The sequence below is a fragment of the Trichocoleus sp. FACHB-262 genome, assembly GCF_014696035.1.
Taxonomy (GTDB): Bacteria; Cyanobacteriota; Cyanobacteriia; order FACHB-46; family FACHB-46; genus Trichocoleus.
In genome coordinates, this window is record NZ_JACJPK010000102.1 from 80,107 (window position 1) to 92,908 (window position 12,802).

The window sequence follows — 12,802 nt, forward strand, 5'->3', positions numbered from 1 at the left end:
AGAAATCAATCAGGGGTTAGCAAGTGATGAGTTTTATCTCTGAGCTTGAGCTGGCGTAGGAGGCTTTCTCCTGGGAACAGAACTATGCGGTTACTTCTAGTTCTACTTCTTGCAGGTGAGCGCGGAATTTTTTGTCAAATTTGACTTGGATGGGTAAGTTGGCACTGACGGGTCGGCCCTGCCACTCCTTGACGACAGCTACTACTTCGCCTTCCTGACCTTTGATATCAAATGCTTGATTGCGATGGTCAGGATGATGGTACACAATGACGGATTCTTTGACGCGAACGCGATCGCCAACTTTCATAATCCTCGTGTTTCCTCTTCAACAACCTGAACCAATGCAGCGCTTAACCGTAGATAGCGCTTGCAGACAACCTTTTTATCTTCACATAAGAGTGGCACTTTCCTATCAATTAGTCGGGGAACCGGGGGGTAAAGCTTGGTTGAGGGGGTTGGGTAAACGTTGGCGCAATTGCTGGAAGCCTTGCGGGTTGAGTTGTGACCAAGCAATTAAACCAGCGGTACCGCCACCAGCTAACAAGATTAATAAGCTGAGGACGACGACAAAGCGGTTGCGTTTGCGAGTTACTGTACTGACCGGAGCAGCAGTGGCGGGGGTTTCGGCTTCATCTGATTCGCCATAGAGCAACGCTTTGGAGGCTTCGGACATATCTGCGGGCCAACCACTCGTTGCATTGGTCGCTCGTTTGGGATCAAACCAGTTGAGCTGGAAGTCAGAGGAGACTCGACAGTGCATTAACACAACAGAGGTGTTGTCGTAGCCGTTGTGTTGGTTGGCTAAATCGATCAAGGCTTGAACTGCGGCTGACAGAGACAATTTACCTCGCAGCACAGGTTCGGCGTAATCAAGCCAAGCTCGCTCAATCAAGCCGTTATCGCTGAGGCCATCGGAGCAGAGCAAAAGCAATCCATCTTCTTCGACAATGAAGCGCTGCACAGTGGGTCGAAGAAATTCGGCATCTCTGGTGCCTAGGGCTTGTGTTAATCCGCCTGCATCAGGTCTGTGTAGCGCTTCGCGATGTAAACTACGGCCCAACCGAACTTCTCTGGTGGCTACGTCATCGTCCAAGGTCAACAGATGGCAGTAGTGAGGGGTGATCCAGTAAGCACGGCTATCTCCGACATTGGCGATGTATAGCTCATGGGCATTATCAGCAGTTGCACCTGTAGTCAGTTTGACTCGCTGCGGCAACTGAAGCGCCATGACTAGGGTTGTGCCCATGCGCTGTCGCGATTCTCGCCCTTGGGTGTCGTTTTGAGCGCAAATCAAGTTATTCACGACGCGAATGGCTGCTTCTAGCTGTTCCATGATCAGCTCTGGTGACAGCAGTTCTTCCTGTTCTTCTACCTCTGTTAAAAAGGCGCGAATTTGGAGCTTGAGCGATCGCACTGCCAACTGACTCGCCACTTCCCCGCCTTCATGTCCACCAATGCCATCACAAACGATCGCCAGGTGGGGCACTAATTTCTCTTTGGGACGGGCTTGGCCTTCTCGCAAGTCGGGTACCGTGGGGAAGTAAGCATCTTCATTCAGCGATCGCTGCTTGCCTGTATCCGACTCGCCGAGTAACTTGAGCTGGAGCGGCAATTGAGAAGATTGTTCTAGCAATAACTGGTTGAGTTGCGTGACCACACTGGCAAGCGAGGCTTCCGCTGTACGTAACGGGTGCAAGACGGTTTGCAGCGGTTGAGCCACGACCACTTGAGCTTCGGAAGCCCAGGCAAAGAGAAATTCGCCAAATTCTTCTAGGGTGGGAGGCTGAGGCAACTTGCGGCTGAGGAGCGATCGCGGTTGGGCATCTGATTCAGGTTGGTCGGCATACAACTCGCGCAGGCGGACGCGCCAGCCTTCTACTCGCAAGTTTTCTGGAATCATTAAACTGGAGGCCACGCCTTGCTCAGCTAACGGTTGCCACAATTGCAGCAATTGCCACAGCCAATAGACTTGGCGCAGGGAGGTGGTTTGCGGCCAGACTTCGGCCATTGAGGGGTGTAAGCTCCCGCCTGAGTCGATGGCGGCGTTGTCCAGCAGTGCAATATCCCACTGGGTTGCTTCTTCTCGGCTGGAAGCGAACCCGTACAACTCTGGCACATGCAACCGTTGAGGATAGAGATGCAGATAAGCGAGTAAGTCATCTGGCCAAGCAGGAGGAAGGTGGGGCAGCAATCCAGGTTGGGTGTCTAGCCAAATCTGTGGGGTCAAAACGTAGTATCTGCCTAGAACCAACTCCTGTGGCGATCGCTGAGTCGCGCTGCTGCCACTGGCCCAGAGGTAGCGATAGATGAGCGGTGTTTCACAATGGGCACAAAGCTTCTGGCCTAGCGAATTCTGTGGATTAGCACAGGCTAGGTTAGGGCAAGAAATTTTTAGCTCAGAATTGCTCATGCGTTCGCACACCCTAAAGCTAAGTGGATCAAAGGGCTAGAGGCCTAAAAGGTTGGGATAGATTGGTTGTGACAACACTAATCCCACCAGCCTACCCCATCATTATCTAAGCCTAGTACTTCACCAAATTAGATTTTCAGGGTTGAGTGGAGCGGGTTTCGCCAGCCCCACTCAACCCCAACCAGCACAATTAATGCGGCGGAATCCGAGGTTGAAGTTACAAGACAGCAATCATAGCAGGGTTAGGGGCTACCAGACATTTGCGATCGCGGCAACCAAGCTGGAATTGGGATCAGTGGAATTGAATCTATCTTTATCGCGCTGCACAGGATATGGGTATGCCTTTCGGTCCTACAGTGATTTGGTTGCTGGCAGGAGTCGGATTTTGTTTAGTAGAGCTATTGTTACCGACGGCATTTGTCGCCTCAATGATGGGTGTGAGTGCGTTTATCGTCGCCCTGATTTCATTAGTTTTGCCGCAGCTTAGTTGGCAAATTATCCTCTGGATGGCCATTTCGGTAGCGCTGGTAGTTTTGGTGCAACGTTGGGTACCCAAGCAGAAGGCCTCAGCGATCGCAGATGCCACAGAGGCAGAAACTTTAACCGAGATTTTGCCCGGAAAAACGGGTCGGGTGCTCTACGAAGGCAATTCCTGGCAGGCCCAGTGTGATGATGAAACGCTGGCGATCGCGCCTCAGCAAAAAGTCTGTGTAGTCGGTCGTAAAAGCACGACTCTGCTGGTCATGCCAGAAAACTTACTGCATCACTAGAGCCGAATCTGCATTCGGTTGATTTGCTTTTTCAAGCTTCAGGAGAATCCAAAATGAACCAATTTATCTTAATGCTCGTTCTCGCCCTAGGGGGTGTGGGGCTTTCCGGCGTCAGAATTCTGAGCCAAGGGAATGAAGCGCTCGTTGAAACCCTGGGACGCTACAACGGCAAAAAACTCAAACCAGGTCCAAATTTCGTCTTTCCTGGTTTGGATCGCGTGGTGTTCAAAGAAACCATCCGCGAAAAGGTTTTAGACATTCCTCCCCAACAATGCATTACCCGTGACAACGTATCCATCACCGTGGACGCCGTAGTCTACTGGCGCATTATCGACATGGAGCGGGCCTGGTACAAGGTGGAGAACCTCAAGTCGGCAATGGTAAACATGGTGCTGACCCAGATCCGGGCCGAAATGGGCAAGCTGGAACTCGACGACACCTTCACGGCGCGATCGCAAATTAGTGAGCTGCTGCTCCGGGAGCTAGACATTGCTACTGACCCGTGGGGTGTAAAGGTCACTCGGGTAGAGTTGCGAGACATCGTGCCTTCCAAAGCGGTGCAGGAATCGATGGAATTGCAAATGTCTGCAGAGCGACGGAAACGCGCCTCTATCCTGACATCAGAAGGCGAAAGAGAATCAGCCGTCAACTCTGCCAGAGGTAAGGCAGAAGCTCAAGTGTTGGATGCGGAAGCCAGACAAAAAGCAGTCATCTTAGAAGCCGAAGCTCAACAAAAAAGCATTATCCTCAGAGCCCAAGCGGAGCGGCAACAGCAAGTGCTCAAGGCTCAAGCCACTGCCGAAGCACTTCAGATTGTGGCCAAAACCCTTAAAACTGACCCCGATGCTCACGAAGCGCTGCAATTTTTACTAGCGCAACACTATCTAGAAATGGGCACCACTATTGGCAGCAGCGGCAGCAGCAAGGTGATGTTTATGGACCCCCGCAGCATTCCTGCCACCTTAGAAGGGATGCGATCGATCGTGGGAGATGGCAGCACTCACGCTAACAACCACAACTCCAAGCTTGATCCTGCTGCTAATCTAGGGCTTTCTTAACCTCAAGTAGCACCTCTGCGATCGCTGGCTAAAACACTGCTTAGAGCACTACTTGCGAAGCTAACTAACCACCCCGCTAGCACTGTGAGCCGCTTGGCAGGGATCGCAGAGGCCAAAAAACTCCAGGGTATGGTAGTAGATCTTGAACTGATGTGATTGTTGGAGCTGCGTCTCTAGCTCGTGTACTGGACATTCATGAATGGGAATTGAGGCACCACATTGTAAGCAGGTGAGGTGGTGCTTATCTTGCTGCAAACAGCTATACAACGATTCACCACTGGCTAACGTGCGTACCTGTATCACACCCTCTAATTTCAAAGCGTCTAGGGAGCGATAGACCGTAGCAAGCCCCATGCTCTGACTTTGACTCCGCAATTCCACGTAGAGATCTTGGGCAGAAACGGCTCGATTTAGGGTCTTCAATAGGGCTAAAATACGCTCCTGGCTGCGGGTGCGTTGAGCTTTCATATACAAACAATTCTCAAGCGTTATGTTGGGTAGGGACGCAGTTTGTCCTTTCCTTCAAGCTAAACCATATAGACTGCACAAATGGGAAATCGCAGCCTTAGAATAGGAAGGCTGTGGTGTACAAACCGTCTATTCACTCTTTTAGTTAAGGCGCTGCTGTGACTCGAAAGTATCAGGCTCGAATCTATGTTACTCTCCGTCCCTCCGTACTAGATCCAGCCGGGACGGCAGTGCAATCTGGATTGCAACACATGGGCTACGACAATGTGGAGCAAGTCCGAATCGGCAAATATGTGGAACTGACCCTGACGGCAGCAGATGAAACCGCAGCTCGACAGCAGTTGGATCGAGTGTGCGATCAACTTTTAGCGAACCCGGTGATTGAGAACTATCGCTTCGAACTCACCGAATCAGCCACCCTCAACTCAGGGGTAACCGCATGAAGTTTGGCGTTGTTGTATTTCCTGGCTCGAATTGCGATCGCGACGTTGCCACCGTTACCGAAGGCTTACTTCAGCAGCCAACGCGCATGGTTTGGCATGAGGAAAGCGACATTTCCGATTTAGATGTGGTAGTAGTTCCCGGTGGTTTTAGCTACGGCGATTACCTCCGCTGCGGGGCGATCGCTCGCTTTTCTCCCGTCATGCAAGCTACGATCAAGCATGCTGAGCAAGGCAAGCTAGTTTTGGGTATTTGCAATGGCTTCCAGGTGTTGACGGAAGCAGGACTGCTGCCTGGAGCTTTGGTCCGTAACCGTGATCTACACTTTGTCTGCGATCGCGTCCCCGTTAAGGTGGAGCGCAATGATTTGCCTTGGACGCAGGACTATCAGGCAGGAGAGGTGATTACCCTACCAATCGCTCACGGTGAAGGCAGCTACTATGCTGACCCCGACACCTTGGCTGAGCTTGAAGCCAATGGGCAGGTGCTTTTCCGTTACTGCACAGCGGCGGGAGAGGCTGAAAATGGCAGTAACCCCAACGGCTCCCTCAACAATATCGCTGGCATTTGTAATCATCGGGGCAACGTTTTAGGCATGATGCCCCACCCAGAGCGAGCCGCTGAACCCATTTTGGGCAATACTGACGGCATGAAATTGTTCCACGGTTTGTTGTCTGCTGTCGCTGCGATCGCTTAACCGACTCAATCAAATTGCTGGCGCGATCGCTCGACTGTCTTGGTAGCCTGGATTGGCAACAAGTAGTGGTAACCACTTACTAGTTCCATACCCGTAGTGAGATGCGAGCGATGGTCAGGGTCTCGTATCCTAAGGCTTTCAAATCACCGAGGTCTCTGGATACGATTATGCGATTGTTGCGGCGTAAAAGGTTTTGGTTATTCGTGGCTACGATCGCTGTAATTACTTTAATTAGCGTGCTCTTTCTTAAGGGCTGGTTTATCAATTTGAGGAGCTGGCTGCGGACTTTAGGACCGTGGTCTATTCCGATGTTTATTGCTGTTTATGTCCTCATGACCCTGGCGGGGTTACCTAATGCCTTGCTGATGCTCGGTTCCGGTACTTTGTTCGGGTTTAGTAAAGGAGTACTTTACGCCTCAATCGCAGATATTTTGGGGGCGACGGCTTGTTATGTCGTGGGTAAAACCATTGCTCGCAAACAGATAAAGAAATGGCTCGCTAAAAATCCCAAGTTTCTCGAGATTGACAAAGCGATCGCTCGTAAGGGCTGGAAAATCATCCTACTGACTCGCCTGTCACCAGTGCTGCCTTCGAGTGTGCTCAACTACGGCTTCAGTTGTACCAAGGTCAAATTTAGAGACTATTTCATCTTTACTTGGATCGGGATGTTACCCGTAATCGCCTTCTACGTTTACCTCGGCTCTTTTGGCTTCAGGATGATGGGTCGAGAGGGTTCGCCGCAAAATCTGTTGCTGCAACTTAGTGGACTGTTGGCCACAGTAGCCACTGCGATTTACACGACGCGAGTCGCCAAGCGAGCCTTGGCCCAAGCTGAAGATGCTGCCTAGAAGCCTGCGGCAGAGGTAGCTATTCAGGTTGGTGAAGTTCTGGCTGTCTCCGCTTGAACCAAGCGAGCAGCACATCCAGAATGCGATTAAGGCTGGCAGGATACGCGATCGCCCAGATATTAATCAACAGGCAAGTGCTAGCCAACCAAAACAGAATATAGGTGGGAGGCATCACGATACCAACGGCCAACCAGGTTAAGACATGCAGCACCATTATTAGGGCGAAGCAACTGGCTAAGCCCACGGCTCGTTGAATTTGCACCATTGGACGACGCAAGGCCGTGAGTCCCAGAGTCAACATGGTGGCTAGTAAATTAGCTGGCACCAAAAACGCACAAATGGCGATGCAGTGGGTCCGGGAAAATTCAGATAGAGAGTGGAAAGCGTCAAGCATGAAGAATGAACAGTGAGAGTCTAGATGCTATCGATTTAAGCGATCGCCCCTTACGTTAGTGCCTGCTATAAGCTCTAGCCACAGCTTAAAGGGGGATATGACTAATCTTTCATCCTTTGAGAGTACCCACTCCGGATCTTTAATAACTCTACAGCTTTGGTGGCTGCTGACGGTTTGGCAACTGCTCCCTGGGACACCAGCTCCAACTAATAAGATTCCCGATTCGCCACTTCTGGCAGTCGAATTTCCTGGGCCACGGTTAACCCTGCCAAGAAACTGCGGTCCTCGCTGATGTGAGGAAACTTGAGCTGAGAATCTGGGACCCCCTTCTTAAGTTGCCGCTGGCGGACGATCGCAAAGCTGCCTGGAGCCAGAATGCGAAGTCGTGGTGCGGGCACAGCGTCTCGCCGCTTGACTTCGTAAGAAGTGTGAATTTCCTTCAGTTTTTGGTCGAACCGATGCAGGAAAGCTGATGGATTATCGAGCGCTTGACCAGGCAGCAGCTCAATGTTTACTAGATAGTGGGCTGGAATCACATCTTCAGCTAAAGTGACACAAAAATCTTCTAGGGGCAGGCCAAACTCTTGTTGCAGCGATTGCATCACTTGAGTCACATGGAATTCGGTGGTCTTTTCGGTGGTCGAGGAGAGCAACCCCCCCCGACGATGGCGGAAAACAATCAATGGCGATTGCTCGTAAAAGCCCGTCACTTCGACCACGTCACCAATGTCGTAGCGATAGAAACCGCTGTAGTTGGTCATCAAAATGCGGTAGCGATCGCCCACTCGCACTTCCGGTGCTAGCAAGGTTTGGGGCTGTTCAGCCTCCCATTGATCTTCCGGGATAAATTCAAAAAATCCACTCTCGATCGCCAGAATGCTGCCATCTTGGCCCAGTTCCGGATAGATGCTAAACGTGCCTTCGGCAGAGGCATAGACCGCGCCATAGCCTGGGGTGTCGCCAAAGTACTGCGGAAAGCGCTCAAAGTAGAAATCTGAAGTGCCGCCCCGCGCAGTTGCCACATAGGAAAGCTGCGGCCAAACGAGCCTTGGGATCAGCCGCCCTTCCGACTTCCAGACCTCGCGAAGTTGAGCCGCTCGGCCTGGATTGGCTAACCATTGCCGCTCTAGTTTCGCGCGCACGTCTGGCGCTAATTTCAACCAAGGCGCGATCGTGCCCTGGTCTAAATCGTGTATTAACTCCTCAGCGTATTGCTCCAAATAATTGCAGATCCGCAACACCAGCATGGGAAAGTTAGCCCCTAAACCTCGCATCTCAGGCTGGCACAGCGCAAACAGCAGGCAGAGATAATGGCGCGTTAGGCTGTCATCGGGCAGCAACGTTTCGTAGGGATGCGCAAAGAGTTGTTCGTAGAGAAATTTGCCCATCCGCAGCACGCCAACGCTGGCAGGCCCATACTCAATACCGCCCGGAGTGCGACCCAAAAGCTGTACCGAGTTGGTAGCAAGCAGTTTGCCAAACTGGGAGCCGCGATCGCGTAAGGCGTCACTCAAAAACCCAATGCTGGTGAGATTCGCTTGCCGCAGAGAGTTTTGAAATCGCTTGGTGACGGGAATCAGTTTCTTTTGCCCCGTCGAACCGCTGGTGAGGTTGAGATAGACCACCGGATCGGGGGTTAAGACGTTTTGCTCACCTTGAGCAATGCGCTCGGTATAAGGCTCATAGCTGCTGTAGGGTAAAACTGGGACGCGATCGCGAAATTGGTCAATGGTTTTGATGTCGCGCAAACCATACTCTCGCCCCAAGGCGGTGTCTTGATAGGCAACCAGCAACTCCTTCAGGAACTGCTCTTGCACCGCTAAAGTGCGCCGAGTTTTTTTGACAAAGCTATTTTTCACTTGACGACTCACAGTCGCCAGAATCGGTAACAAGATCGACATTCCCCTTCCCCTCACGCTCATCCGCACGATGCATTGGATTTCGATTAAAGCCGATTTACCCCTGGAGTTCAAATAGACACCAGCAGCGCCAAATGGTTCTCAAGCCGCGAAAAAGCTCTTAATTCTAGGCTGAGCGATCGCCTCGCTAGATCCATGCTCTCTAGAAATCAGTGCCACAAATCTCCTTTGGTAACTCCTGAGCCACGAAGAGGATGTCAAAATAGTCGTTATTGGTTCTTTGCGGGCACCGTGTGAGGAAGGAGAGTTCATGCTGACCTTAGAGCCGATCGCCATCGGCATTGCCTGTTTCATCATCGCCTTTATTCTGGCCAGCTTGGTGGAGTACTGGATGCACCGCCTAATGCATGCGTCCCCTCAGGTGGGCGAGCGCCATCGCGACCACCATCGGCGTAACGAAGGCCAAGGCGTTTTGTGGGAATTCCGTGACTACGTCAGAGGCACGTTTATTGTGCTGGGCTTGATGTTTTTTGTCTCGATTCCTGCGGGTAGCGGGTGGTTGTTAGGTGGGATCGCCTATGCAGCGTTCTCAGCTTATGCCCATCAGCTCCAGCACGAAAACCCCACGAAATGCTTCTGGATGAAGATGCCTGTGCATTACGTACATCATAAATACGGCATGTGGGATCACAACTTCGGCTTAGCTGTAGATTGGTGGGACCATATTTTTGGCACCTACAAGCCTGTGGAGTGGCTGAGCGAGCAAGAACTGAGCCAACCAGAACGGAGTTATCTGCAACTCCGGTGGTGGTAGCGCTAGCTTAGATGCAGCCCAACCGGGTGATTTTTGCCAAAAACTGGCGATCGCCCTCGCCTAAGCCAGAAGCCTAGTGCTATGTTGCTTAAACAGTTGCTTATTGCTTAAACAATAGTTTCCGATCCCTGGCATGAATTCTTAGTCTGTGAGGATTCCACCTTGAGCGAATTTCGACAGTTGTTGCAAGAATCGAAAGCCCACTTTGTTGCCAGTCATCAAAACCCCATTAACCAGGCTCTGCACCATCTCACCAATATTTTGGCGATCGCAGCGGTAATCTTGCTATTTTACGATTGGCGGCTGACCTTAGTTTGCCTAGTATTCACCCAAGTGTTTGCCCTAGGCGGCCATGCTGTCTTTGAGAAAAATCAGCCTGCTTTCGTCAAGTACCCTGGCATCACTATTCTCAGTTCCTTCACTTGGTCCTTCGAGAATTGGTTTGGTCTGCGCCAAATTCTGGCTTACTTACAGCGCAAGACGGCTTAGCGTTTACACTTGTACACAAACTCAATAATTTCTTTGATTCAAAGTTTGTTGGAGCCAACGTCGGCAACTGTTTCCAGGTTTGCTGGCTGGTTTGTCTCCGCTTTACAGGCTATCCACTGAGGAGCGTTCATGTATCAAGGTTTACTGGTAATCGATGCGGATGCCCACAAGCTCGAAAACCCGCTACTGCTGCGGGATTATATAGAGCCACAGTATCGCGATCGCATTGGTCTAGTGATTGACAGTTTGGGTGATCAGCGCGCGAAGCTGATTGACTTTAATCCTGCGACTGGCAAAAACGATTATGTGCGGATGTTCCCCCAGCCCCAAGGCTTAGGCAAAGGTGGCTTCCGCAACCTGCATCCTGAGACGACTCTCGGTGCCATGTTCAACCGGGTCCGCATTGAGCACATGGACCGCGAAGGTGTAGATGTCCAAGTTATCTACGGCACGCTCAATCTGATTTTTTCCAGCATTTTAGATAAAGATTTTGCGATCGCCCTCTGCCGTGCTTACAACACCTACATGGCAGATGACTGCCGTGGCTATGACAACCGCCTCAAGCCCATCGGGGTTCTGCCACTTCAAGATGTAGACGCTGCAATCGCGGAGATGAAGCGCTGCATCAATGAACTCGGCATGGTCGGTATAGCGGTGGCTCCCAACCTGCCCATTCCTCATCCCAAAGCGCCGGATGCCTTCCCCGAAATCCGCACCTGCAAGAACATCAGCCATCCAGACTTCCGCCCCCTCCTACAAACTGCGGTGGAGTTGGATATTGCTTTGGGCATCCACGGTGGCCCTGGTTCCTACATGGTGGGCGGCATTGCTGACCACATGGAAACCTTTGTCCTGAGCCACATATTCGTGCAGCGCAACCAGCAGCAAATGGCAATGGCGCGCATGGTCTTCGATGGGGCATTTGAGCAATTCCCCACTCTACGGGTTGGTTTCCTCGAAGGAGGTTGCGGCTGGATTCCTGACCTCGCCCATGCTTTCCATGAGCACTGGGAGAAGCGAATTCGTGACTTCGATCCTAAGAACCCATATCGCCCCTCCCTCATGGACTTCACCAAGCTGATGATCCAAGAACGGGGTGTGCAAAACGTTAACTTGCTCAACCAGGCGAAAAATCTGTTCGACTTGCTGTGGAGTGCTGAGCATGACCCTGCCAAGATCGATGACGCCAGCCTGTATGAGCACTACGATCTGCGCCACCGCGACCCGCTGGACTACTTCAAACGTGGTCAGATCTTTGCGTCCTATGAGTCGGATGACCCAGGCCCCTCCTACATGCCTCAGGCAATGGGTGAAGCAGGCAAGCACATTCCTTGCTTCTCTGGTGACTACGGCCACTGGGATGGCGTCCTCAAGGATTGCGTTAAGGATGCAGCCACAGCCACTGAGTACGATCGCGAGCACCTAGCATTATTGTTAGGCGGTAATGCGCTGGCGCTCTACGGCGATCGCTTGCGTAATTCTTTACCTGATTACGTCAAAGCTGAAGCTACCGTCACAGCTCAATAAGCTAACTTAGCTCCTGATCGATCAACCCCTCTTTGGTGTGGAGAGGGGTTGAGAAAAAATCGAGATTTGGTTGATTAGGCTGACATTGAGGCGAGCGCGGGAGCTAACCATTCTTCCCGGAGTTTCGCGATCGCCTGCTCCTTCAATTTTGCTTCCACCTCAATCCAAGCCACTTCCCGGTAAGAACTGGGCATGACTGTAATGAGATCGCTGTGGTGGGGGTCGCCAAAAGCATCACAACCATTAGAAATATGCACTAGCTGCCATTCTGGAAAAGACCAAGTGCCACGAGCGGCTAGCACCATCTCCGCTACACTAGGATGCTCATAGCTTTCCAGTTTTTCGTGAATGACATGATGGTGAGCATCAAACACCATTGGCACTTCAGCCGCCTGGCAGACCGCTAAGATTTCTGCCGCGCTGTAAGCATACTCGTCATTTTCCAAAGCCAAACGGCAACGAATCCCATCAGGTAGATCGCGAATCACCTGAATCAACCGTTCCGCGCGATCGCCTTTGCCGCCGTGGATTTCCATCATTGCCCAAGGCGATCGCGGCAAACCGAGCAAGTCAAAGATTTGCGCCTGAGTCCGTAGAATTTTGATGCTATTCTCGATCACCTCTGGTTTATCAGAGCTAAGCACCACAAACTGGTCGGGATGGATGACGAGGCGAATGCCTGCCACTTGGGCGCGATCGCCTGTGGCTCGGAGGGGGTCTTGAAACTCCAGCAAAATCCCTTCACCGATTGGCTCATCGGCAAACGGAAATAAAGCTGAAGTTAGCCGATAGAGCCGAATCCCTTGTTCTAGACAGAAATCGATCGCGAGGTTGAGGCGCTGTAGATTATCGGCATACAGCGCTCGTAAAACTCGTTCCTGTTCACTGAGTTCTAACTGTAATAACCGCTTCCGGGTCAAAGCACGATAGCGCACTTGATTGGTAGAGGTAATGCAGACCAACCCCAATTTTGGAAGTGCGGTGTCTGTCAACTGTTGGCTCATCGGGGTTCGGCTTCTCTGGATTC

General features: G+C 51.6%; 14 protein-coding genes. 8 read left to right on the forward strand and 6 right to left on the reverse strand.

Annotated features, from left to right (window positions below):
• Nucleotides 1–82 precede the first annotated feature (82 nt).
• Together H6F68_RS24760 and H6F68_RS24765 are read right to left on the reverse strand one after the other, a co-directional pair.
• A complete protein-coding gene (locus tag H6F68_RS24760) occupies nt 83–307 on the reverse strand; it encodes a ferredoxin-thioredoxin reductase variable chain (protein ID WP_190433512.1) in 225 nt (74 codons plus the stop codon).
• A 105-nt stretch (nt 308–412) separates the two neighbouring features.
• Nucleotides 413–2,410, reverse strand: coding sequence for a PP2C family serine/threonine-protein phosphatase (locus tag H6F68_RS24765; protein ID WP_190563156.1), 1,998 nt, complete (start codon nt 2,408–2,410; stop codon nt 413–415).
• A gap of 338 nt (nt 2,411–2,748) precedes the next feature.
• Here H6F68_RS24765 and H6F68_RS24770 point away from each other — a divergent pair, with 338 nt between their 5' ends.
• The gene (locus H6F68_RS24770) at nt 2,749–3,180 is read left to right on the forward strand and encodes an NfeD family protein (protein ID WP_190563158.1); all 432 of its coding nucleotides are present in this window, start codon (nt 2,749–2,751) and stop codon (nt 3,178–3,180) included.
• 53 nt (nt 3,181–3,233) lie between these two features.
• On the forward strand, nt 3,234–4,238 hold the full coding sequence (locus H6F68_RS24775) for an SPFH domain-containing protein (protein ID WP_190554927.1): 1,005 nt from the start codon (nt 3,234–3,236) through the stop codon (nt 4,236–4,238).
• A gap of 60 nt (nt 4,239–4,298) precedes the next feature.
• Here H6F68_RS24775 and H6F68_RS24780 read toward each other — a convergent pair whose 3' ends face one another.
• Nucleotides 4,299–4,706 carry a Fur family transcriptional regulator gene (locus tag H6F68_RS24780; protein WP_190563160.1) on the reverse strand — a complete coding sequence of 136 codons (408 nt, stop codon included), beginning with the start codon at nt 4,704–4,706 and terminating at the stop codon, nt 4,299–4,301.
• A 158-nt stretch (nt 4,707–4,864) separates the two neighbouring features.
• Here H6F68_RS24780 and purS point away from each other — a divergent pair, with 158 nt between their 5' ends.
• From purS to H6F68_RS24795, 3 genes are all read left to right on the forward strand, one after another.
• Nucleotides 4,865–5,149: a phosphoribosylformylglycinamidine synthase subunit PurS gene (purS, locus tag H6F68_RS24785; protein WP_190433521.1), complete on the forward strand. Its 285-nt coding sequence runs from the start codon at nt 4,865–4,867 to the stop codon at nt 5,147–5,149.
• Nucleotides 5,146–5,844, forward strand: a complete 699-nt coding sequence (purQ, locus tag H6F68_RS24790) for a phosphoribosylformylglycinamidine synthase subunit PurQ (protein WP_190563162.1) — start codon at nt 5,146–5,148, stop codon at nt 5,842–5,844. Before purS ends, purQ begins: the two co-directional genes overlap by 4 nt.
• 167 nt (nt 5,845–6,011) lie before the next feature.
• Entirely contained in the window at nt 6,012–6,692 is a 681-nt protein-coding gene (locus H6F68_RS24795; RefSeq protein WP_190433525.1) for a TVP38/TMEM64 family protein, read from the forward strand.
• Between the two features lie 19 nt (nt 6,693–6,711).
• On the opposite strand, the gene H6F68_RS24800 is transcribed toward H6F68_RS24795, so the two are convergent.
• Nucleotides 6,712–7,086: a hypothetical protein gene (locus H6F68_RS24800; RefSeq protein WP_190563164.1), complete on the reverse strand. Its 375-nt coding sequence runs from the start codon at nt 7,084–7,086 to the stop codon at nt 6,712–6,714.
• Between the two features lie 206 nt (nt 7,087–7,292).
• Nucleotides 7,293–8,987, reverse strand: coding sequence for a GH3 auxin-responsive promoter family protein (locus H6F68_RS24805; protein WP_190563166.1), 1,695 nt, complete (start codon nt 8,985–8,987; stop codon nt 7,293–7,295).
• Nucleotides 8,988–9,255: 268 nt separating this feature from the next.
• Here H6F68_RS24805 and H6F68_RS24810 point away from each other — a divergent pair, with 268 nt between their 5' ends.
• The 3 genes from H6F68_RS24810 to H6F68_RS24820 all read left to right on the forward strand — a co-directional run bounded on the left by H6F68_RS24810 (nt 9,256) and on the right by H6F68_RS24820 (nt 11,775).
• On the forward strand, nt 9,256–9,759 hold the full coding sequence (locus H6F68_RS24810) for a sterol desaturase family protein (RefSeq protein WP_190563168.1): 504 nt from the start codon (nt 9,256–9,258) through the stop codon (nt 9,757–9,759).
• Between the two features lie 162 nt (nt 9,760–9,921).
• Complete coding sequence (locus tag H6F68_RS24815; RefSeq protein WP_206755558.1) at nt 9,922–10,248, forward strand: Mpo1-like protein; 327 nt, start codon at nt 9,922–9,924, stop codon at nt 10,246–10,248.
• Between the two features lie 129 nt (nt 10,249–10,377).
• Nucleotides 10,378–11,775, forward strand: a complete 1,398-nt coding sequence (locus H6F68_RS24820) for an amidohydrolase family protein (RefSeq protein WP_190563170.1) — start codon at nt 10,378–10,380, stop codon at nt 11,773–11,775.
• A 74-nt stretch (nt 11,776–11,849) separates the two neighbouring features.
• Here the strand turns inward: H6F68_RS24820 and uvsE are convergent, their stop codons facing one another.
• Nucleotides 11,850–12,779 (reverse strand): UV DNA damage repair endonuclease UvsE, encoded by a 930-nt coding sequence (gene uvsE, locus H6F68_RS24825; protein ID WP_190563172.1) that lies wholly within the window; start codon nt 12,777–12,779, stop codon nt 11,850–11,852.
• Nucleotides 12,780–12,802 lie beyond the last annotated feature (23 nt).

Coding starts and splice junctions, on each gene's coding strand:
- H6F68_RS24770 (WP_190563158.1), top strand. CDS start 2,749: ATGCCTTTCGGTCCTACAGTGATTTGGTTGCTGGCAGGAGTCGGATTT.
- H6F68_RS24800 (WP_190563164.1), bottom strand. CDS start 7,086: ATGCTTGACGCTTTCCACTCTCTATCTGAATTTTCCCGGACCCACTGC.
- H6F68_RS24805 (WP_190563166.1), bottom strand. CDS start 8,987: ATGTCGATCTTGTTACCGATTCTGGCGACTGTGAGTCGTCAAGTGAAA.
- H6F68_RS24820 (WP_190563170.1), top strand. CDS start 10,378: ATGTATCAAGGTTTACTGGTAATCGATGCGGATGCCCACAAGCTCGAA.
- H6F68_RS24780 (WP_190563160.1), bottom strand. CDS start 4,706: ATGAAAGCTCAACGCACCCGCAGCCAGGAGCGTATTTTAGCCCTATTG.
- H6F68_RS24810 (WP_190563168.1), top strand. CDS start 9,256: ATGCTGACCTTAGAGCCGATCGCCATCGGCATTGCCTGTTTCATCATC.
- H6F68_RS24765 (WP_190563156.1), bottom strand. CDS start 2,410: ATGAGCAATTCTGAGCTAAAAATTTCTTGCCCTAACCTAGCCTGTGCT.
- H6F68_RS24795 (WP_190433525.1), top strand. CDS start 6,012: ATGCGATTGTTGCGGCGTAAAAGGTTTTGGTTATTCGTGGCTACGATC.
- H6F68_RS24760 (WP_190433512.1), bottom strand. CDS start 307: ATGAAAGTTGGCGATCGCGTTCGCGTCAAAGAATCCGTCATTGTGTAC.
- purQ (WP_190563162.1), top strand. CDS start 5,146: ATGAAGTTTGGCGTTGTTGTATTTCCTGGCTCGAATTGCGATCGCGAC.
- uvsE (WP_190563172.1), bottom strand. CDS start 12,779: ATGAGCCAACAGTTGACAGACACCGCACTTCCAAAATTGGGGTTGGTC.
- H6F68_RS24775 (WP_190554927.1), top strand. CDS start 3,234: ATGAACCAATTTATCTTAATGCTCGTTCTCGCCCTAGGGGGTGTGGGG.